This window comes from Bacillus sp. 05T21 (assembly GCF_056396785.1).
In genome coordinates this window covers 1-18964 of record NZ_JBFTMD010000019.1, presented here as the reverse complement: position 1 = coordinate 18964, position 18964 = coordinate 1, and the positions used below count along the sequence as shown (strand labels likewise).

The window sequence follows — 18964 nt, the reverse complement described above, 5'->3', positions numbered from 1 at the left end:
GAAAAAAAGAGGAATTTGACAGAAAAGATAGAAAATTTTAAAGGTCGGAAATTGTTAGCTTGCTAACTAATTTCTATTAATTGATGTTGGAAGCGTTTTCGGTTGGTTTTAAGTATGGACCATTTAATCTATTTACAGGGGGATGAAGATATTATGAAACAAAAATCTATGGATACGCTAGCTGCACAAATGGAGGACTTTTTTCCGGTACGTGATGTAGATCATTTGGAATTTTACGTAGGGAATGCAAAGCAATCAAGTTATTATCTTGCGAGAGCGTTTGGATTCAAAATTGTAGCTTATTCTGGATTAGAAACAGGAAACCGTGAAAAGGTATCTTATGTTCTTGTGCAAAAAAATATGCGTTTTGTTGTGTCTGGAGCTTTAAGTAGCGATAGTCGTATTGCAGAGTTTGTAAAGACTCATGGTGATGGAGTGAAGGATGTGGCTTTACTTGTTGATGATGTTGATAAAGCATACTCTGAAGCTGTAAAACGTGGCGCTGTTGCGATTGCTCCTCCTGAAGAGTTAACAGATGAGGAGGGTACCTTGAAGAAAGCGGTTATTGGTACGTATGGTGATACAATTCATACGCTTGTAGAGCGTAAAAATTATAAAGGAACATTCATGCCAGGATTTCAAAAGGTAGAGTTCAATATTCCATTTGAAGAATCCGGTTTAATTGCTGTAGACCATGTCGTTGGTAACGTTGAGAAAATGGAAGAATGGGTTAGTTATTATGAGAACGTCATGGGATTTAAACAAATGATTCACTTTGATGATGACGATATTAGCACAGAGTATTCGGCATTAATGTCAAAAGTTATGACGAATGGAAGCCGTATTAAGTTTCCAATTAATGAACCAGCAGACGGAAAAAGAAAGTCACAAATTCAAGAATATTTAGAGTTCTATAACGGAGCGGGTGTACAGCATCTTGCTTTATTAACAAGTGACATTGTAAAAACAATTGAAGTGCTTCGTGCGAATGGCGTGGAGTTTTTAGATACGCCAGATACGTATTACGATGAGTTAACTGCACGAGTGGGGAAAATTGATGAAGAAATTGATAGATTAAAAGAATTGAAGATTCTAGTAGACCGTGACGAAGAAGGTTATTTATTACAAATCTTTACGAAACCAATTGTAGATCGTCCAACTCTATTTATCGAAATCATCCAACGTAAAGGTTCTCGTGGATTTGGCGAAGGGAACTTTAAAGCGTTGTTCGAATCAATTGAAAGAGAACAAGAGCGTCGCGGAAATTTATAAAATTTGTATCCACCAGCAAGAGTTCCTTTGTTGGTGGAAATTTCATTTTCATAGGGAGGAATCACGATGAAATTTGTTACATTTCGTCTCCCATCGAAAGAAATGCGAGCTGGATGGCTTGAAGGTGACAAAGTAATCGATATGAATCTTGCGAGTGATGGACAATTACCTTCTTCTATGTTCGCCTTTTTAGAGAAAGCAGATGAGTATGTAGAAGTATTGCGTAATATTAAGAATCCTGAAAAGGGTATATATTCCTTAGAGGAAGTTCAATTAGCAGCGGCAATTCCTAATCCGAGTAGCATTCGAGATTTTTATGCATTTGAACAGCATGTAAAAACAGCCCGCGGGAGAAGAGGGCTAGATGTTGTACCTGAATGGTATGATATCCCGGTTTTTTATTTTACTAACCACCGTGCTGTTATTGGGCCAGATGATTTTGTTATTGGTCCGAAGAAGTCTAAAAAGCTTGATTATGAGTTAGAGATTGCTTGCGTAATTGGGAAAGAAGGACGAAACATTTCTCGTGAACGAGCAGAGGAATATATTTTTGGTTACTGCATTATGAACGACTGGAGTGCAAGGGACTTACAAGCAACAGAAATGAAAGTGGGACTCGGTCCAGCGAAAGGAAAAGATTTTGCAACTTCATTAGGAGCGTATCTCGTTACGAAAGAGGAATTAGACGTTTATCGTAATGGTGATCGTTATGATTTAGAGATGACTGCTCATGTAAATGGGCAACTGTTATCAAAAGGGAATTTCCAAGATATTTATTATGCATTCTCTGAAATGATTGAACGTGCTTCGGAAGATGTTACGTTATATCCAGGGGATGTTATCGGGTCTGGTACAGTGGGAACGGGCTGTATTTTGGAGCTTGGTACGGAAGAGTGGCTGCAAGATGGAGATGTTGTAGAGCTGTCGATTACGGGTTTAGGTACGTTACGTAATACGGTCAAAAAAGAAATGGAAGCAGGTGATGGGCATGTTTTATCGTCACATGGGGGAGCTACCTCATAAACGACATGTACAATTTCGTAAAAAAGATGGATCGCTTTATCGTGAGCAGGTAATGGGGACAAAAGGTTTCTCTGGTACCCAGTCTATTTTGTATCATCATTATATGCCAACAGAAGTAGGGCATGCGGCATTATCGCATTCTTGTCAGTTACAGTATGAAGAGGATGTTACTCTTGCTCATCGCCACTTCCGTACGAAAGAAAATAAAAAAACTGGTGATGCAGTAAGCGGAAGAAACTTTATGCTTGGGAATGAGGATTTATTAATTGGAGTAGTGAGTCCAACAGAAAAAATGGATTATTTTTACCGTAATGGTGATGGCGATGAAATGTTATTTGTTCATTATGGAACAGGAAAAATTGAAACGATGTTTGGAACGATTCACTATAGAAAAGGTGATTATGTAACAATTCCAATTGGAACGATTTATCGTGTTATTCCAGATGAGGGAGAGACTAAGTTTCTTGTTGTAGAGGCAAATAGCCAAATTACAACACCAAGTCGCTATCGCAATGAATATGGGCAATTGTTAGAACATAGTCCGTTTTGTGAAAGAGATATGCGTGGACCGGAGAAATTGGAGACATATGATGAAAAAGGTGAGTTTGTCGTAATGACAAAGTCGAGAGGTTATATGCACAAGCATGTGTTAGGGCACCATCCGTTAGATGTTGTTGGATGGGATGGGTATTTATATCCGTGGGTCTTTAATGTGGAGGATTTTGAACCAATTACAGGTCGTATTCATCAGCCACCACCAGTACATCAAACATTCGAAGGGCATAATTTCGTCATTTGCTCTTTCGTACCGCGTTTATACGATTATCATCCAGAATCTATTCCGGCACCATATTATCATAGTAATGTGAATAGTGATGAGGTACTGTACTATGTAGAAGGTAATTTTATGAGCCGAAAAGGTGTAGAAGAAGGTTCTATTACGCTTCATCCAAGCGGGATCCCGCATGGGCCACATCCAGGGAAAACAGAAGCGAGTATAGGGAAGAAAGAGACACTTGAACTGGCTGTTATGATAGATACATTCCGTCCGCTTCGTATTGTAAAACAAGCACATGAGACGGAAGATGAAAAATATATGTATAGCTGGATTGAAGAGGGTTCATATACTGCGAAATAAGTAAAAAGAGGCATGCTCACTACGGGAGCATGCCTCTTTTATGGAATCGACATGTATAATAATACCGAAAAAAGTTATAGAAAGATATATAGAAAGAGTGATAAAGATCGTGCATATTCAGAAGAATTTCTACTTATTTCGACAGGGATTGTTATGGCTAGATTTCGTGTTTGAAAATTTACATTTTTCTAATTATATATAATATAATTGTTGGGGAACTAAGGGGGGAATTTATGAAAAATACATGGCGTGAGTTAAGAGAGATGGATCGTAACGTATGGATTCGATTTATCGGTGAGACATTGAACGGAATTGCGATGATGATGTTAATGCCTTTTTTTGCACTATATTTAAAAGATAAGGTAGATTCTTTATTACAAGTTGGAATCATTATGGCGCTTTCTCCAATAGCTGCAAGCTTTGGCTCGCTTATAGGCGGAAGAATAGCTGATATATATGGAAGAAAGCCAATTATGATATTTTCAATGGCGAGTAATGCGTTATTAATGCTCGGTTTTTTATTTATCGAAGGATTTATTCCATACGCTATTTTATCTATTTTTTTAGGGTTAAGTAATTCTTTATTTCATCCAGCAGCATCAGCGATGGTTGCAGATGTGACGGCGCCAGAAAAAAGAACAGAAGCATATGGTTTATTGCGAATGGGACACAATATTGGTGCTGCAATTGGACCGATAATGGGAGCATCAGTAGTTGTTTTATCAAAGAACCTCGTGTTTATTATTGCTTCATCCGCTATGTTGTTTTATGCGCTACTAGTGTTAGTACTTATTAAAGAAACAATGCCAAAAATTACGGATATGACGGAAAAAAGTAAAGAGCAGGAATCCGGAGCAGTTTGGAAAATTTTAATGAGAGATAAGGCGTTAATGATTTATTTGTTAGCGGGGATCATTATTTCTATGGGGTTTTCTCAAACAGAAGGCATGTTACCGCTTCACTTTGATAACGAAATGAAGGATATTTTTGGAGTCAACAATCCATACCCATATTTAATGGCATTAAATGGTCTATTAGTTGTTTTATTCCAATTTCAAATTTCAAAATGGGCGACAGATAAACCTGTTGGAAAGACGATGTTATACGGTGCGTGTTTGTTCGGAATTGGTTTGTTTTTTATAGGATGGTTACCGAAGTGGTTTGGAGAATATGATACAAATGCTACAATTATTTTAATGACGTTAATGTTTGTTTATGCCATATATACGTTAGGCGAGATGATTATGTCGCCTGTACAGATGACGTTTGTAGCGAATTTGGCCCCTGAGCATTTGAGAGGAACCTATATGGGGGCGGCGAGTTTGCAGTGGATTACAGGAAGTGCATTCGGTCCACTTCTTGGTGGTTTTTTATTGGATCGTTTGCTTGGTCACTACTTATTTACAATTTTAAGTGTAGGGTGTGTAGTTGCAGGCTTTGTATATGTTTCTTTAGATCGTCTTGTTGAGCAGAGGCGAAAAGATACGCCTACAAAACAGTCTTCTTAATAAAATAAAACTTTAATCAATGTTTTTTCACCCTCCACAAATGGTAGGGTAATATAGATGACATACACACAAAGTGGATTTCTACATATTTTAGGTACATAACTAGATTAGATAGCAATTTTGCTCTAAAGTTTAATTTTGTTTAGGTGTGTAGAAATTAAAGAGAAAAAGTGTAGAAAACCAATAAGTGGTGTCTTTTAATTATTTGTGGAAGTTACATTTTATTTCAAATAGGAACTACCTATTTTTATAAAAAGTGCTAAAATAGAAAAATGAAAACAATTGGTTAGGGTGATTTCAGTGACAAAAATTAAATTAGGTTTATTATACGGTGGAAAATCAGCTGAGCATCAAGTTTCGTTACAAACGGCTCTTGCTGCTATTAAAGCATTAAATCAAGATAAATTCGAGATTCATCCAATTTATATTACAGAACAAGGCCAATGGATGCGTGGAGAGCGTATTGAAGGCGAAGTAACAAATGTTGAGGCATTACAAATGAGTGGGGAAGAGAATACAATTTCTCCTGTATCATTAAGTACAGAAATTATCCCAACGGCAACTTCTAAACAAGAAGATGCAATTGATGTTATTTTCCCATTATTACATGGACCGAATGGCGAAGATGGAACAGTACAAGGGTTATTAGAATTACTAAACATTCCATATGTAGGTAACGGTGTATTAGCATCATCTGCTGGTATGGATAAAGTTGTTATGAAAAATATCTTTGCAGAAGCTGGATTGAAACAAGCGAAATATGCATCTTTCATTCGTAGCGCATGGGAAAAAGATCGTGAAACAGCGTATGAAAAAGTAGAAGAAGTATTAGGATATCCTTGCTTCGTAAAACCAGCAAACCTTGGTTCAAGTGTTGGTATTAATAAGTGTAACGATCGTGAAGAGCTTGAGAATGCATTCGAAGAGGCATTCCAATTTGACCGTAAAATTATTGTAGAAGAAAATATTGTAGGTCGTGAAGTAGAAGTTGGTGTATTAGGTAATGATGAGCCGAAATGTTCAGTTGTAGGTGAAATTGTACCGAAAAAAGATTTTTATGATTACAAATCGAAATACATCGATGGTGATACAGCGTTAATTATTCCAGCTGAAATGACAGAAGAAGAGTCTAATGTAATTAAGCGAGATGCAATTATCGCATTCCAATCATTAGATGGTTCGGGCTTAACACGAGCTGATTTCTTCTTAACGAAAGATGGAGAAGTATATATTAACGAAGTAAACACAATGCCAGGATTCACGCCGTTTAGTATGTTCCCTCTATTATGGCAACATACAGGGTTACCGTATCCGGAATTAATTGAAGAGCTAATTCGCTTAGCGATTGAGCGTCACGAAGAAAAACAAAAAATTAAATATACAATCTAACAAAAAAGGAGGAAGCACTATTCGAAGGAATAGTGCTTCCTCTATGTAAGGAGTGTTTTCATGATAAATCGAACGTTAAAACAAGTAGAGCAGATGATAAATGGTACTGGATTAGCAGAGCAGTATGAGGGAATTACTATACAAGGAGTGTCTATTGATACGAGGAAAATTGAAAATGGAAATTTATATGTTCCAATTCAAGGTGAACGTTTCGATGGACATGCTTTTGTAGACAAAGCTGTTGAAAATGGGGCGATTGCTACATTATGGATGAAAGATGTAGAAAACCCACCTGAAAATCTTCCGGTTATTTTTGTAGAAGATACACTAGCAGCATTGCAAATGTTAGCGAAAAACTATCGTGATCAATTGGATGTAAAAGTTATTGGCGTAACGGGTAGTAATGGTAAAACATCTACGAAAGATATTGTAACAAGTATTCTTGCGACTAAATTTAAAGTTCAAAAAACAGAAGGTAATTTCAACAACCACATCGGTTTACCTCTTACTATTTTAAATTTAGAGGAAAATACAGAAGTAGCTGTATTAGAAATGGGCATGTCAAGCCGAGGAGAAATTGAATTTCTATCTAAGTTAGCTCGTCCTAATGCAGCTATTATTACGAACATTGGTGAGGCGCACTTAATGGATTTAGGCTCTCGTGAGGCGATTGCTGAAGCGAAGTTAGAAATTGTTACAGGTTTACAAAAGGGTGGCGTGTTCGTATATAATGGAGATGAGCCGCTATTAACGAATCGTGTTCCAGAAATGAATTTAGCAGCTGAAACAGTTACATTTGGTGATGCGAGAGCAAATGATTACTATCCAACTACTGTAACATTGCAGGCTACTGGGACACACTTTAAGATGAACAGGGATGAAACTTTGTCATTCTATTTGCCAGTACTAGGAAAGCATAATGTATATAATACGCTTGCTTCAATGGCAATTGCAAAACATTTTGGTGTAACGTGGGAAGAAATGAAACAAGGTTTAGTAACACTTCAAATGACAGGTATGCGTATGGAAATTGTAAAAACAGATAGTGGTTTAACAATTATCAATGATGCTTATAATGCTAGTCCAACAGCTATGGAAGCTGCGTTCCACCTAATGAATGGTTTAGATGGATTTGCTAAAAAAATTGTTGTGCTTGGTGATATGTTAGAACTTGGAAATCAAGAAGTGCAATTTCATTATGAAGTAGGTAAATTAATTGATCCAGCAAAAATTTCATATGTATTCACATATGGTAAATTAGGGGCTCAAATTGCTGAAGGTGCAAAAATTAATTTCCCTAAAGACCGTGTAAAAGCGTATGATAGTAAAGAAGAGTTAATAAAAGAGTTGCAAGCAGTAGTCGGTACGAAAGATGTTGTATTAGTAAAAGCATCTCGCGGCATGAAATTAGAAGAAGTAATTACGATGTTGAAATAATTGGTGTATATAAATAGGGATGATAGCCACGAAAATAGTGGAAACTTATAATAAGCGCTTACAGTAAACGATAAAAAAATAAAAGTAAAGAAAAAAGCTCTGAATATGAAATAAGGTAACAGTTGGGGTTTGCTTTTTACACCTACAAAACTTATAATTGATAAAGTGTAATAACGTTTAGAAGTATTTTCGTGAAGAATATACGCCCGGTTATATACGTAAGTATTCAGGAAAATGGCTTTTCCGCAAGTTCGGAAAACGCCTTTTTTTAAATGATAAGTATAGGATAGAAAAGGAGAAGTAACATTGACAACATTTCGAGAACTAGGATTAAGTGAGTCTTTACTACAATCTGTTGAAAGTATGGGCTTTGAAGAGGCTACGCCGATTCAAGCTGAAACAATTCCACATGCATTGCAAGGTAAGGATATTATTGGGCAAGCGCAAACAGGTACAGGGAAAACAGCAGCATTCGGATTACCACTATTAGATAAAGTGGATACAAATAAAGAAGCAGTTCAAGGTATTGTTATCGCGCCAACGCGTGAATTAGCAATTCAAGTTGGAGAAGAGCTATACAAAATTGGTAAACATAAACGTGTTCGTATTCTACCAATTTATGGTGGTCAAGATATTAACCGCCAAATTCGTGCTCTAAAAAAACACCCACACATTATTGTAGGTACGCCGGGTCGTATTTTAGATCATATCAACCGTAAAACACTTCGCTTACAAAACGTAGAGACTGTTGTTCTTGACGAAGCGGATGAAATGTTAAACATGGGCTTCATTGAAGATATTGAAGCGATTTTAACAGATGTGCCAGAAACACATCAAACATTATTATTCTCAGCGACAATGCCAGATCCAATCCGTCGTATTGCTGAGCGTTTCATGACTGAGCCTCAACACATTAAAGTAAAAGCAAAAGAAGTAACAATGCCAAACATTCAGCAGTTCTATTTAGAAGTGCAAGAAAAGAAAAAGTTTGACGTGTTAACACGCTTACTAGATATTCAATCTCCAGAGCTTGCAATCATATTCGGTCGTACAAAGCGTCGTGTTGATGAATTATCAGAAGCATTAAACTTACGTGGTTATGCAGCAGAAGGTATTCACGGTGACTTAACACAAGCGAAGCGTATGTCTGTATTACGTAAATTTAAAGAAGGTACTATTGAAGTTCTTGTTGCAACAGACGTTGCTGCACGTGGTCTTGATATTTCAGGCGTAACACACGTATACAACTTCGATATCCCACAAGATCCAGAATCATACGTTCACCGTATCGGTCGTACTGGCCGTGCTGGTAAAAAAGGTATTGCAATGTTATTTGTAACACCACGTGAATCAGGACAATTAAAAAATATCGAGCGTACAACAAAACGTAAGGTTGATCGTATGGACGCACCGACACTTGACGAGGCGTTAGAAGGTCAACAACGTTTAATCGCTGAAAAACTTCAAAGCACAATTGAAAATGATAACTTATCATACTACAAGCGTATTGCAGAAGAAATGTTAGAAGAGAATGATTCTGTAACAGTAGTAGCTGCTGCTTTAAAAATGATGACAAAAGAGCCGGATACAACTCCGATCGCTTTAACATCAGAACCACCAGTTGTTTCAAGAGGTGGCGGTGGCGGTTCTAAAAAACGCGGTGGTAACGGAAGTGGATACCGTGATGGTAACCGTAATCGTAGTCGTGATGGACGCGGCGGTGGCGATGGTCGTAACCGTGATCGCAATCGTGATGGACGTGGAAGCGGAAGTGGCGATGGTCGTAACCGTGATCGTAATCGTGATGGCGGTAGCCGTGATGCTGGTAGCCGTGATGGTAACCGTGGTCGTAAAGGTGAAGGTCGCCCTGGATCTTCAAATGGACGCGGCGAAAGAAAACATCATAGCCGTCCACAAGCTTAATAAAAAAGAGAATGCCCTTTGCTGGCATTCTCTTTTTTTATTTCTGTAATTGTGCATACTACATAGTAACTCGTATAGAAATGAGGTGCTATATGCTTGTAAGACTTGGGTATGTTGCGATGAGTGTACATTTGAAGAATGCTTCTCCATCTCAAACGATGACATATGCACAGTTTCAGCGGATTGATGATCGAGAGGCTGCGATTCGTAAACTTGAAAGAATCGCTAATTCGAATTTGGAAAATTGTTTACGGTTATTAAAACATAATAAAGGGCATGATATATCTTTCTTTCGACTTAGTTCCAAGCTTATTCCTTTAGCGAATCATGAGGAGTTGTTAGATTGGAACTATATTCGTCCTTTAAAAGAAAATCTGAAAGAATTAGGTGAATATGCAATTCGTATGAATATGCGAATTGACTTCCATCCAGATCACTTTGTTGTACTAAATTCACCTGAGGAGAGTATTTTCAAACAATCTGTAAAGACATTGCAGATGCACAAAAAATTGTTAAAGGGTATGGGAATTGAACATAAGCAACGATGTGTATTACATGTGGGAGGAGGTTATAAAGATAAGGAGCTTGCATTAGAACGCTTTATAGAAAATTGGTCAACTGTTCCAAGAGGTATTCAAGAGATGATTATATTAGAAAATGATGACACGACCTTTTCTTTAGAAGAAACATTGTATTTAGGTGAGAAATTAGACATTCCAGTGGTGTTTGATTTGCACCACCATATGATGAATAATGACCAGGAAGATTGGCATGAAGATTGGGCGCGTGTTGTACATACGTGGGAATCGTCTTTGTTACCAGTTAAAATGCACATCTCCAGTCCTAGAGATGGAAAGAACCCGAGAGCACATGCAGATTTTATTGATGTAGATACTTTCTTATCTTTTTTGAAAAAGATAAAGGGGAGTGTTCCGCGAATTGATTGTATGATTGAGGCGAAGAAAAAGGACGAGTCTTTATTTCAACTAATGAGAGAGTTAAGTAAACAAACAGATGTGGAAATTATCGATGGTGCGAGCTTCTATATTAAATAAGCTCTGCGCCATCGTTTTTTTTTTTTTTTTTTTTTGTCCCGCTATTTGCCGGGCAGTAAGACTCCCGCCTCAAAATTCGGCGAATGCGAGGGAGTTAGGTGGGAGCCGGGCTGCCCGTAAAAGCCCGATTGGTGCGGGCTAATAATCAGTGGGGGATGGAAAATATACCCACTGATTAAAGTTTCACTTTATTAAAAAAGGGGTGCACATGCCGCCGATTATTAAGCCGGTTAAATGGCTTATAGGATTGGCAGAGGGATTAAAGAAAGTAAATAGTAGTAATATAAGTATCATTATTGAAAAAATAGCGATGTCTCTTGGTTTTGAAGAACGATATCGACTATACAATAAAAATAATTGGGCGCCTAGTAATCCGAAAATACCACCAGATGCTCCGGCGTGAATATATTCAAGAGGCATAATAATATAAGAAGAAATATTCCCGAGAATGCCAGAAAGGAAAAAAATAATGATGAAAGAAAAGTGTCCTAGTTGTTTTTCGATAGAAGAACCAAATACAAATAAACAAATACTATTAGAAAGGAAATGTTGTAAGTCTACGTGTACAAGTAAGGAAGTTATGACACGCCACCATTCTCCTTTAGCGATATATTCATTGTAGGCTGCCAGGTGAAAGAGGGAAAAGTCGCTCAATATAATCATGACTAATTGTATAAGAAGTAAAGAAATGATAATCGGTTGTAAGGAAATGCGAGTGGATGGTATTAGCATGTTGTTAGTATCACTCCTTTTGCATCAGAAAGATTCTCTGTTATTCTTACAATATGAATGAAGAAAGCTAAATAGAAGAAGGGGATTTTGAAATGATTATAGGGATTGGAATCGATATTATTGAGTTAAATCGAATTGAAAAAATGCTAGATGGAAAGCTTAAATTTATGGAACGTATTTTAACTGAAAGAGAACGTGGTGTTGCCGAGGGGCTGAAAGGAAGTCGTCTTACAGAATTCGTAGCTGGAAGATTTGCAGCAAAAGAGGCGTATTCTAAAGCGGTAGGGACCGGTATCGGGAAAGAAGTGAGTTTTTTAGATATTGAAGTAAGGAATGATGATAGAGGTAAGCCGATTATCATTACAAATACAGAGCATATTGTTCATTTATCAATTAGTCATAGTAAAGAATTTGCCGTTGCTCAAGTTGTTTTGGAAAGCTCGTCACGCTAGTCTGCATATTTTATATCTTTGTCTCATATATTTGAGGTAGCGATAAGGAAGGCATATCTTCCATTCATTTATAGGGGCAAAGGGGCTGAAGTGATGAAAAGGCGTCTGTTTTTAGTTCTTGTCGGTTTATTGACCGTTTTTGTGTTGGCGGGTTGTATGGAAAAGAAACAAGAAGATGTTGTGAGAGATTTAGAAACGAAAGTTAAAAGTATGAAGAGTTATCAAGCTGAAGCGAAATTATCTATTAAAACAGGAAATGAACCTCAAGAGTACAATGTAGAAATTTGGCATAAAGAACCTTCGTATTATCGTGTGAATTTGCAGAATGCGAAAAAGGATCAGAGTCAAATTATTTTAAGGAATGATGAAGGTGTATTTGTATTAACACCGGCACTTAATAAGAGTTTCCGTTTTCAAAGTGATTGGCCGCAAAATAGTAGCCAGGCTTATTTATATGAATCACTTGTAAGAGATATTTTGCAAGATAAGAAAAATCTCTCTTTCGAGAAAACAGATAAGTATTATGTGTTTAAAACAAAAACAAATTATCAACATCAAAATATGTTGCCGAAACAAGAGATTAAGCTGAATAAAAGTGATCTAACGCCAGTTTCTGTGAAACTGATGGATAATGATCAAAATGTCCTTGTAAAAGTAGATTTCACTAAAGTAAAATTTGATGCAAAGTTTGATAAAGGTGCATTTGATACGAAACAAAATATGTCTAGAGCACAAGTGGATGTTCAGACGGCAGCGAAAGAAGACAAACCGTTTGCTATTTTGTATCCACGTGATACACCGCAAGGTATGACTTTGAAAGAGGAAGAAGAGTTGAAGACAGACAGTGGCAAGCGTGCAATACTCACATACACTGGAAGTAAGAAATCCTTTACTTTAATACAAGAAAAGTCAAAAGTTGCAGAGGCCTCATCGGCGGTAAGTGTAAGTGGAGAGCCGGTTGATCTTGGTTTCACGATTGGTGCATTGACGAAAGACTCTGTAACGTGGTCACATAACGGAGTAGAATATATGCTCGTGTCTAAAGGTTTAGAGCCGAATGAGTTGTTGATGGTTGCTCGTTCGGTTACAGCGAAGCAGGTGAAGTAAACTTCTTAGACGTGGTGATATATGTGCACCACGTCTTTTCTTAGTTTGAAGGTGGATTTCATAAAAGAAGCATATAAAAGAATAAGCTTCGCATATCGTGTATAAGGAAGTGTATTTATGGAAGAAGCGCCGTTTTACCGTGACACTTGGGTGGAAGTGGATTTAGATGCGATCTATAACAATGTTACGCATATTAAAGAGTTCATTCCAAGTGATGTAGAAATTTTTGCTGTAGTTAAAGCGAATGCATATGGGCACGATTATGTACCAGTGGCTAAAACCGCATTAGAAGCAGGGGCAACAAGATTAGCAGTTGCTTTTTTAGATGAAGCTTTAGTGCTTCGGAGGGCTGGTATTACTGCACCGATTTTAGTATTAGGTCCTTCCCCTCCTCGTGATGTAAATGTTGCTGCTGAAAATGATGTAGCATTAACTGTTTTTCAAAAAGAATGGGTAGAAGACGCGATAAAGCTCTGGGATGGTTCATCAATAATGAAATTCCATATTAATTTTGATAGTGGTATGGGGAGAATTGGAATACGCGAACGCAAAGAATTAAAGGGGTTCTTAAAGAGTTTAGAAGGCGCGCCATTTTTAGAGTTAGAAGGAGTATATACACATTTTGCAACATCCGATGAGGTTGAGACTTCTTACTTTGATAAGCAATATAATACGTTCTTGCAGCAGTTAAGTTGGTTGAAAGAATTTGGAGTGAACCCTAAATTTGTCCATACAGCCAATAGTGCTGCAACGTTAAGATTTCAAGGGATTACATTTAATGCAGTGCGAATTGGTATTGCGATGTATGGACTATCCCCATCTGTAGAAATACATCCTTTTTTACCGTTTAAATTGGAACCGGCGTTGTCACTTCATACGAAAGTTGCTCATATTAAGCAAGTGATTAAAGGGGATGGGATTAGTTATAATGTCACATACCGAACGAGAACCGAAGAATGGATTGCGACAGTTGCGATTGGGTATGCAGATGGCTGGCTTAGAAGATTGCAAGGGTTTAAGGTACTTGTAAACGGTGAAAGAGTACCGATTGTAGGGCGAGTGACAATGGATCAATTCATGATACATCTTCCTTGTGAAGTGCCACTTGGTACGAAAGTTACACTCATTGGGAGACAAGGTGATGAGTATATTAGTGCTACCGAGGTTGCTGAATATTCCGGGACTATTAATTATGAAATTATTGCAACGATAAGCTTCCGTGTACCGAGAATATTTATACGACACGGTAAAGTTGTAGAAGTAATCAATTATTTGAACGATATATAGAAGGAGGTATTATTACTCAGCATCTCGTCATTTGGAGGAGTTTCACTAATAAAGTATAGGCTCTTTTTCGCTGGGGAGCTTCTTTTTATACTTGTTATTAATATAAGTTGCAATGAAATATTACTGAAGGATTGCTTTATTTCTTGTTTGAAAGAGATAAAAAGTAAAAGAAGATGAATGTTTTATTTATGAATTGGAAAACATAAGCAAGGAATAAGGAAGTCTTTGCAACAGGCTCCATACAATGGTATTATTACAATAGGTGTCATATATATATTTGGGTGTGTAGTTGACGGTGGAGGTGTATTTTTGTGTCCGAATCAAGTGTAACTACTGAAATCGTGGTTCGGTTGCCAAAGCAAATGGTAACGGAATTGGACGGAATTGGAAAACAAGAGAATAAGAATCGCCATGAACTAATTTGCCAGGCAACACAACTGTTATTGCGTCAACATAAGACGAAGAAACGCTACCAACATGAATCAATGCGACGTGGGTACATTGAAATGGGAAAAATTAATCTTGGTATTGCATCTGAAGCTTTCTTAGCAGAGTATGAAGCAGCTCATACAGTAGAACGCTTAGTTAGCGGGGGGTAATATTTTGATTGTAAAACGCGGCGACGTGTATTTTGCAGACCTTTCCCCAGTTGTTGGTTCTGAGCAAGGAGGCGTTCGTCCGGTTCTTGTCATTCAAAATGACATCGGAAATCGTTTTAGTCCGACTGTGATTGTAGCGGCTATTACTGCACAGATTCAAAAAGCGAAATTACCCACTCATGTGGAAATTGATGCGAAAAAGTACGGTTTTGAGAGGGATTCTGTTATTTTACTTGAGCAGATTCGAACAATCGATAAGCAGCGCTTAACGGACAAAATCACTCATTTGGATGAAGTGATGATGAGTCGTGTAGATGAAGCGTTACAAATTAGTTTAGGACTAATAGATTTTTAAATCGGCAGTTTAAGTTGCTCTCTTTACAGGGCAACTTTTTTTTATTATAGAGGAGGTTACGGTTGGATATGGAAATGGTAGATAATCGACAAGGGTTAATGAAAATGTTAGTGAAAGAATTAGGCTTTACAGAAAAGCAAGTTCGTCATGTTATTCAATTAACAGAAGAAGGTAACACAGTTCCATTTATCGCTCGTTACCGAAAAGAATGGACAGGGTCTCTTGATGAGGTGCAAATTCGTGCAATCTTAGAAAGATGGCAATATATGATGCAACTAGAAGATAGGAAAGAAGAGGTTCTTCGTCTTATTGGTGAAAAGGGTAAACTAACCGAGGAGTTGCGTCGTCATATTGTTGCTGCAACAAAACTTCAAGAAGTAGAAGACTTATATCGTCCATATAAAGAAAAAAGAAGAACGAAAGCTACAATTGCTAAAGAAAAGGGATTAGAACCGTTAGCTGAGTGGCTATTATTATATAAAAAAGAAAATCCAGCAGAGAAGGCTATGGAATTTGTTAATGCAGAAAAGGAAGTGGCGTCTGCAGAAGATGCGTTGCAAGGTGCGCAGGATATTATTGCGGAACTTGTTTCGGATAATGCGGCATATCGTAGTTGGATTCGCAATACTACTTTCCGAAAAGGGATTATGTCTTCATCTGTAAAAGATAAAGAAAAAGATGAAAAAAATATATATGAAATGTATTATGGCTATGAAGAACCGTTGCAAAAAGTAGTGCCGCATCGTGTACTAGCTATGAATCGTGGTGAAAAGGAAGACGTATTAAGAGTTTCTGTTATCACGCCAATTGAAGAAATTCTTCAGTTTTTACATAAAAAAATGATTCTTGATGAAGCTTCTAAAAGTGCGCATTATGTACAATTAGCGATGGAAGATGGATATAAGCGATTAATTCAACCTTCAATAGAAAGAGAAATTCGTAAAGAATTAATGGAAACGGCCGAAGAACAAGCGATTCATATTTTCTCTGAGAATTTACGTAATTTATTATTACAACCTCCGATGAAAGGGAAAGTTGTGTTAGCGGTAGATCCAGCATATAGAACCGGTTGTAAATTAGCTGTAGTAGATGATACAGGGAAAGTTCTTCACATAGATGTTATTTATCCGCATCCGCCTGCTCGTAAATATGAGGATGCAAAAACGAAAATCATTTCAATTATAGATAAATATGAAGTTGAAATGATAGCGATTGGAAATGGTACAGCTTCGAGGGAAACGGAAGAATTTATAGTAGATGTATTACAAAATGTAGAGCGAGATGTATTTTACATTATTGTAAATGAAGCGGGTGCTAGTGTGTACTCAGCATCTGATGTAGCTCGCGAGGAGTTTCCAAATTTACAGGTTGAAGAAAGAAGTGCTGTTTCAATTGGGAGACGTCTACAAGATCCGCTTGCAGAGCTTGTGAAAATTGACCCTAAATCTGTTGGAGTGGGGCAATATCAACATGATGTATCTCAAAAGAGATTAAATGAATCATTAACATTTGTAGTAGAGACGGCAGTTAACCGAGTTGGTGTTAATGTAAATACAGCTTCAGTTGCATTGTTGCAGTATGTTTCGGGATTATCAAAAACAGTTGCGAAAAATATTGTAGCTAAGCGTGAGGAAGATGGGAAATTCACGAAGCGTACTGAATTAAAGAAAATCCCACGTTTAGGTGCAAAAACATATGAACAATGTATCGGGTTTTTACGTATATTAGAAGGAGCGAATCCGTTAGATCGCACAGGGATTCATCCAGAACAATATAAAAATGTTGAATTGCTATTGAAGAGCTTAGGGTTATCAAAGAATGATGTGGGGAAACCAAACTTGCAAAAGAGTTTCGAAGGAGTAGATATTTCTAAATTATCTCAAGAGACGGAGATTGGTGAGCCGACATTAGTTGATATTATGGATGCTTTAATTAGCCCGGAGCGAGATATGAGGGATGAGTTGCCAAAGCCACTTCTGAAAAAAGGGATTTTAAAATTAGAAGATTTAAAGCGTGGTATGGAATTAGAGGGAACGATCCGCAATGTTGTTGATTTCGGTGCCTTTGTTGATATTGGTGTGAAGCAAGATGGTTTAGTACATATTTCTAAACTAAGCAAACAATTTGTAAAGCATCCATTAGATATTGTATCCGTGGGACAAATTGTAAAGGTATGGGTAGATGATATTGATACGAAAAAAGGTCGTGTTGCATTATCAATGTTACCGATTGAATAGTAAGAAAAGAGAGCAGATGAAACTGCTCTTTTTTTATGAACTGGAAAGTTTAATTGATTATGAGCTTTGATGTATTTTACTATAATAAAACCAGCATTCATTTAGTAACTTGATTTGATACCGGTTTTTCTCAAAATATGCACGTTGCATTTGCTTCTTTAGCCACGTGGGCATAGGAATCCCTCCTTGTTTAATCCTGCTCTCAAAAAAAGTAGCTCCTTTTAGTTAAAGTAACTTTGATGAGAGGTTGGTGAGTGGATTTCTAGCAATGCTGCATTTTTAGAAATCACGCTTCTTGAATGAGGATGGGTATATGTACTATTTACTATATGTATAAGAAGGGAGAAAAGTGTGGAAATATTTTTTAGTTTAGGAGGAATGAGAATGGATGAGCAAGAAATTCAGCGGTTAGTGGAAGAGGTATCGTTACAATGCTTTGGAATGCCGTTTTTACATAAAGCGATGTTTAATAGTAGGTTACGTACAACTGGTGGGCGCTATCTATTGAAGAATCATAATATAGAATTGAATTATCGATATTACGAAGTATATGGAAAAGAAGAGTTAGTCGGGATTGTTAAACATGAGCTTTGTCATTATCACTTACATATCACAGGAAAAGGGTATAAGCATCGAGATAGAGATTTTCGTGAGTTATTAAAGAAAGTAGGTGCACCACGTTTTTGTAAACGAATGATTAGTGAGGAGGAAACGAGAGTTTCTATGTATGAATGTATGGGGTGTTCTTTTCAATATGTAAGAAGACGTCAAATAAATACACAAAGATATGTATGTGGAAAGTGTAAAGGACAACTAAAACTGGTAGTGAAAACATCTTGACAGTGAAAACGCAATCCAGTATATTATAAACATGTCACGTTTGCGCAAGATGTTGTGAAAAAACTTCTTGACTTACGATGAGAATTTTTATAAGATACAAATTGTCTTCATTATTCCGCAGTAGCTCAGTGGTAGAGCTATCGGCTGTTAACCGATCGGTCGTAGGTTCGAGTCCTACCTGCGGAGCCATACAGAGAAGTACCCAAGTGGCTCAAGGGGCTCCCCTGCTAAGGGAGTAGATCGCTAACGCGGTGCGAGGGTTCGAATCCCTTCTTCTCTGCCATACATATTGGCCCGTTGGTCAAGTGGTTAAGACACCGCCCTTTCACGGCGGTAACACGGGTTCGAATCCCGTACGGGTCACCACTTCGGAGGATTAGCTCAGCTGGGAGAGCACCTGCCTTACAAGCAGGGGGTCGGCGGTTCGATCCCGTCATCCTCCACCATATAAATTATATAAATAATATTATCGCGGGGTGGAGCAGTACGGTAGCTCGTCGGGCTCATAACCCGAAGGTCGCAGGTTCAAATCCTGTCCCCGCAACCAAATGGTCCCGTGGTGTAGTGGTTAACATGCCTGCCTGTCACGCAGGAGATCGCCGGTTCGACC

At 37.6% G+C, this 18964-nt stretch carries 17 protein-coding genes and 5 tRNA genes; 20 read left to right on the top strand and 2 right to left on the bottom strand.

From position 1 onward, the window contains the following. Nucleotides 1-153 precede the first annotated feature (153 nt). The 8 genes from hppD (at nt 154) to uvsE (ending at nt 10745) form a co-directional block, all read left to right on the top strand. On the top strand, nt 154-1272 hold the full coding sequence (hppD, locus tag AC1DKZ_RS24290; protein WP_002140158.1) for a 4-hydroxyphenylpyruvate dioxygenase: 1119 nt from the start codon (nt 154-156) through the stop codon (nt 1270-1272). A 66-nt stretch (nt 1273-1338) separates the two neighbouring features. Further along, complete coding sequence (locus AC1DKZ_RS24285; RefSeq protein ID WP_476997220.1) at nt 1339-2295, top strand: fumarylacetoacetate hydrolase family protein; 957 nt, start codon at nt 1339-1341, stop codon at nt 2293-2295. Beyond that, entirely contained in the window at nt 2261-3433 is a 1173-nt protein-coding gene (locus AC1DKZ_RS24280; protein WP_113938346.1) for a homogentisate 1,2-dioxygenase, read from the top strand. The genes AC1DKZ_RS24285 and AC1DKZ_RS24280 overlap by 35 nt, the downstream gene beginning before the upstream one ends. A gap of 233 nt (nt 3434-3666) precedes the next feature. Continuing rightward, the gene (locus AC1DKZ_RS24275) at nt 3667-4941 is read left to right on the top strand and encodes an MDR family MFS transporter (protein WP_476997219.1); all 1275 of its coding nucleotides are present in this window, start codon (nt 3667-3669) and stop codon (nt 4939-4941) included. Nucleotides 4942-5241: 300 nt separating this feature from the next. Then, on the top strand, nt 5242-6330 hold the full coding sequence (locus AC1DKZ_RS24270) for a D-alanine--D-alanine ligase (RefSeq protein WP_002009961.1): 1089 nt from the start codon (nt 5242-5244) through the stop codon (nt 6328-6330). 60 nt (nt 6331-6390) lie between these two features. Further along, nucleotides 6391-7767 (top strand): UDP-N-acetylmuramoyl-tripeptide--D-alanyl-D-alanine ligase, encoded by a 1377-nt coding sequence (gene murF / locus AC1DKZ_RS24265; RefSeq protein ID WP_219300598.1) that lies wholly within the window; start codon nt 6391-6393, stop codon nt 7765-7767. Between the two features lie 306 nt (nt 7768-8073). After that, the gene (gene cshA, locus AC1DKZ_RS24260) at nt 8074-9690 is read left to right on the top strand and encodes a degradosome RNA helicase CshA (RefSeq protein ID WP_002063522.1); all 1617 of its coding nucleotides are present in this window, start codon (nt 8074-8076) and stop codon (nt 9688-9690) included. A 92-nt stretch (nt 9691-9782) separates the two neighbouring features. Then, complete coding sequence (uvsE, locus tag AC1DKZ_RS24255; protein WP_002029436.1) at nt 9783-10745, top strand: UV DNA damage repair endonuclease UvsE; 963 nt, start codon at nt 9783-9785, stop codon at nt 10743-10745. A gap of 183 nt (nt 10746-10928) precedes the next feature. Here the strand turns inward: uvsE and AC1DKZ_RS24250 are convergent, their stop codons facing one another. Further along, nucleotides 10929-11477, bottom strand: coding sequence for a rhomboid family intramembrane serine protease (locus AC1DKZ_RS24250; RefSeq protein ID WP_002139859.1), 549 nt, complete (start codon nt 11475-11477; stop codon nt 10929-10931). A gap of 92 nt (nt 11478-11569) precedes the next feature. On the opposite strand from AC1DKZ_RS24250, the gene acpS reads away from it, so the two are divergent. The 6 genes from acpS to AC1DKZ_RS24220 all read left to right on the top strand — a co-directional run bounded on the left by acpS (nt 11570) and on the right by AC1DKZ_RS24220 (nt 17514). Continuing rightward, nucleotides 11570-11929, top strand: coding sequence for a holo-ACP synthase (gene acpS / locus AC1DKZ_RS24245; protein WP_002029438.1), 360 nt, complete (start codon nt 11570-11572; stop codon nt 11927-11929). 156 nt (nt 11930-12085) lie between these two features. Beyond that, a complete protein-coding gene (locus tag AC1DKZ_RS24240; RefSeq protein WP_002091373.1) occupies nt 12086-13036 on the top strand; it encodes a LolA family protein in 951 nt (316 codons plus the stop codon). A gap of 117 nt (nt 13037-13153) precedes the next feature. Continuing rightward, a complete protein-coding gene (gene alr / locus AC1DKZ_RS24235) occupies nt 13154-14323 on the top strand; it encodes an alanine racemase (RefSeq protein WP_476997218.1) in 1170 nt (389 codons plus the stop codon). A gap of 311 nt (nt 14324-14634) precedes the next feature. Beyond that, complete coding sequence (locus tag AC1DKZ_RS24230) at nt 14635-14922, top strand: antitoxin EndoAI (RefSeq protein ID WP_000004570.1); 288 nt, start codon at nt 14635-14637, stop codon at nt 14920-14922. A gap of 4 nt (nt 14923-14926) precedes the next feature. Next, complete coding sequence (ndoA, locus tag AC1DKZ_RS24225; RefSeq protein WP_000635965.1) at nt 14927-15277, top strand: type II toxin-antitoxin system endoribonuclease NdoA; 351 nt, start codon at nt 14927-14929, stop codon at nt 15275-15277. Nucleotides 15278-15345: 68 nt separating this feature from the next. Then, nucleotides 15346-17514, top strand: coding sequence for a Tex family protein (locus AC1DKZ_RS24220; RefSeq protein WP_002029442.1), 2169 nt, complete (start codon nt 15346-15348; stop codon nt 17512-17514). Between the two features lie 57 nt (nt 17515-17571). Here the strand turns inward: AC1DKZ_RS24220 and cmpA are convergent, their stop codons facing one another. Further along, complete coding sequence (gene cmpA / locus AC1DKZ_RS24215) at nt 17572-17688, bottom strand: cortex morphogenetic protein CmpA (protein WP_001143642.1); 117 nt, start codon at nt 17686-17688, stop codon at nt 17572-17574. A 210-nt stretch (nt 17689-17898) separates the two neighbouring features. Here cmpA and AC1DKZ_RS24210 point away from each other — a divergent pair, with 210 nt between their 5' ends. The 6 genes from AC1DKZ_RS24210 to AC1DKZ_RS24185 all read left to right on the top strand — a co-directional run bounded on the left by AC1DKZ_RS24210 (nt 17899) and on the right by AC1DKZ_RS24185 (nt 18901). Next, a complete protein-coding gene (locus tag AC1DKZ_RS24210; RefSeq protein WP_016095131.1) occupies nt 17899-18354 on the top strand; it encodes a SprT family protein in 456 nt (151 codons plus the stop codon). A 114-nt stretch (nt 18355-18468) separates the two neighbouring features. Next, nucleotides 18469-18543 (top strand) — tRNA-Asn (locus AC1DKZ_RS24205). A gap of 3 nt (nt 18544-18546) precedes the next feature. Further along, nucleotides 18547-18637, top strand: a tRNA-Ser gene (locus tag AC1DKZ_RS24200). An 8-nt stretch (nt 18638-18645) separates the two neighbouring features. After that, nucleotides 18646-18720, top strand: a tRNA-Glu gene (locus AC1DKZ_RS24195). 4 nt (nt 18721-18724) lie between these two features. Beyond that, nucleotides 18725-18800 (top strand) — tRNA-Val (locus AC1DKZ_RS24190). 24 nt (nt 18801-18824) lie between these two features. Beyond that, nucleotides 18825-18901: transfer RNA gene (locus AC1DKZ_RS24185), tRNA-Met, on the top strand. The last annotated feature ends 63 nt before the right edge of the window (nt 18902-18964 follow it).

Coding starts and splice junctions, on each gene's coding strand:
- murF (WP_219300598.1), top strand. CDS start 6,391: ATGATAAATCGAACGTTAAAACAAGTAGAGCAGATGATAAATGGTACT.
- alr (WP_476997218.1), top strand. CDS start 13,154: ATGGAAGAAGCGCCGTTTTACCGTGACACTTGGGTGGAAGTGGATTTA.
- AC1DKZ_RS24275 (WP_476997219.1), top strand. CDS start 3,667: ATGAAAAATACATGGCGTGAGTTAAGAGAGATGGATCGTAACGTATGG.
- AC1DKZ_RS24285 (WP_476997220.1), top strand. CDS start 1,339: ATGAAATTTGTTACATTTCGTCTCCCATCGAAAGAAATGCGAGCTGGA.
- AC1DKZ_RS24220 (WP_002029442.1), top strand. CDS start 15,346: ATGGAAATGGTAGATAATCGACAAGGGTTAATGAAAATGTTAGTGAAA.
- AC1DKZ_RS24250 (WP_002139859.1), bottom strand. CDS start 11,477: ATGCTAATACCATCCACTCGCATTTCCTTACAACCGATTATCATTTCT.
- AC1DKZ_RS24280 (WP_113938346.1), top strand. CDS start 2,261: ATGTTTTATCGTCACATGGGGGAGCTACCTCATAAACGACATGTACAA.
- acpS (WP_002029438.1), top strand. CDS start 11,570: ATGATTATAGGGATTGGAATCGATATTATTGAGTTAAATCGAATTGAA.
- AC1DKZ_RS24240 (WP_002091373.1), top strand. CDS start 12,086: ATGGAAAAGAAACAAGAAGATGTTGTGAGAGATTTAGAAACGAAAGTT.
- hppD (WP_002140158.1), top strand. CDS start 154: ATGAAACAAAAATCTATGGATACGCTAGCTGCACAAATGGAGGACTTT.
- cmpA (WP_001143642.1), bottom strand. CDS start 17,688: ATGCCCACGTGGCTAAAGAAGCAAATGCAACGTGCATATTTTGAGAAA.
- AC1DKZ_RS24210 (WP_016095131.1), top strand. CDS start 17,899: ATGGATGAGCAAGAAATTCAGCGGTTAGTGGAAGAGGTATCGTTACAA.
- uvsE (WP_002029436.1), top strand. CDS start 9,783: ATGCTTGTAAGACTTGGGTATGTTGCGATGAGTGTACATTTGAAGAAT.